The sequence below is a fragment of the Arthrobacter sp. 10N418 genome, from assembly GCF_056394725.1.
The window spans coordinates 1-1,931 of record NZ_JBFTIK010000061.1 but is presented as its reverse complement, the minus strand read 5'-3'; the positions used below and the strand labels follow the sequence as shown (position 1 = coordinate 1,931).

Annotated in this window: 1 pseudogene; it reads right to left on the bottom strand. The window is 61.5% G+C overall.

The features are described from left to right. Nucleotides 1-1,106: pseudogene (locus AC1DCZ_RS19300) on the bottom strand (transposase); the annotation flags it as partial. Nucleotides 1,107-1,931: the final 825 nt, after the last annotated feature.

Here is a 1,931-nt window from a genome sequence, read left to right as displayed (position 1 = left end):
GGGATCGGTCGTGGTGGTGAAGCGTTCGGGGTGTTTCGCCCGGGCTGCGGCGAGCGTTGCCGAGCGTTCTTTGGCCACGGCGGCGGCATGGCCGTAGTGGACGTTCGCGGGTGTGTGGAAGCCAATGCCAGAGTGCTGGTGGTGATGGTTGTACCAGTCCACGAAGCCAGTGATAAATGCCCCGGCGTCGTGGACTGAGGCGAAGCGTTCCGGGAATTCCGGGCCGTATTTCAGGGTCTTGAACAGCGCCTCGCTGTACGGATTGTCGTTGCTGACCCGGGGTCTGGAGTGGGACCGTGTGACCTCCAGGTCCGAGAGCAGCGCTGCGACGGTTTTGGATGTCATGGACGTTCCCCGGTCCGCGTGCACGACCTTCGGGATGCCGTGGATCCCGAAGATTTCTTTCATCATTTCCACGGCCAGGACCCCGGATTCAGTGCCATGGACGTGCGCGCCGACGATGAACCTGGAATGGATATCGACCATCATGTAGCAGTCGAAATACTTTCCCCTGACCGGGCCCGCGAGCTTTGTAATGTCCCACGTGAACACCTGGCCCGGAGCTGTGGCGACCAGCTCGGGAACCGCCCGGGGCGGGTGTTTGGCCAGCCGGCGGCGTTCCTTGACCTGTTTGTTTTCCTCCAGCACGCGGTAAAACGTCGACAACGATCCCAGATAGATTCCCTGGTCCAGCAGCTTCGTGTAGACCTGCACGGGTGCCAGGTCCACGAACTCCGGCGAGTTCAGCGCTGACAGGATCACGGCGCGCTCGGCGGCGCTGAGCTTGTTCTGCGGCACCACCGGCATCTGGTCCCGCGGCGGGGCCGGTTTCCGGTTCGCGGTCGTCCGGGAAACACCCGTCAACGATGCCGCCCGGCGTGATGGGATCTTCAGTTCCAGCATCGACCGGTACGTGGCCATCAGCGTTTCCTGGACCGGGGCCCGTCCGGCATATCCTCGGAGGCGCTCTCTAAGAACGCCTGTAGTTTTCCCATCAGATCCAGGGCTGCCTCGGTCTTCTTCAACCGGCTCTCACTCACCTCTAACTGGCGGCGCAAACGCGCGTTCTCGGCCTGATCCGCCGAGACCTTCCCGACCGATTCCCCGTACTACTACTACTACTACTCACAGCACTATCTTCGCGTACTGCACTCAAAACTGGACTGGACATGATTACTGGGTTCCTGGCTCTCGCCCCACGTGATTAAACGGACTTGCTATGAGACGTTGGTACCGTTCCAGCCTGACACGTAGGGCCCGGGCGTGTTGTTCCCGAAGGGACTGCCCCGGATTTCGTTGACTCTTGACCTAGCGAACGAGTGTTCGTGGAAGGATATTGACCACGCCGGCGGCTTATGGGGCGGAGTTCCGCAGTGTGAGTTGTGTTCGCTTGGGGCAACGAGCTCCGCTGCGCCGTTGATGGTGCGCGCCACTTAGTGGAGGGCCGCGCCGTCGGGTGATCATGCAGGTGGCGGTTCCCTTCTCCATGAGATGTTCGGAAAGGAGGAACCCGCCGCCATGAAGTTCGTCGATTTCCAGCATGAGAGTCGCCCCGTAGTGCGGTGCTTGTTCGTGGTCGGGTCCGGTTCCGGTGGGTGCAGCTGCATCGGGCAGGAGAGGGCGGGGCCGGCGGCAAGCCTGATGATCCGGTGGATCCCGCGAGATACAAGGCGATGGAGGCCTGGCTGCGGGAGCTGGAAAGGGAGAATGACTTCCTGAAAAAAGTTTCGGCGTTCTTCGCCAAAGAACAACGGTAGAGGATCTCTACCGGCTTGTTCAGGAGTGTTAGCGGCCATGAAAAACTGCCCGTAGGCGGCCACGGAACTGCCCACTGACGGCCAGGAAAACTGCCCGTCGGTGGCCATGAGATCTGCCCACTTCCTTACTGAACCCGACCGCTTCAGCGGCGGGAGCCTCTCCCCGGGGTTTGA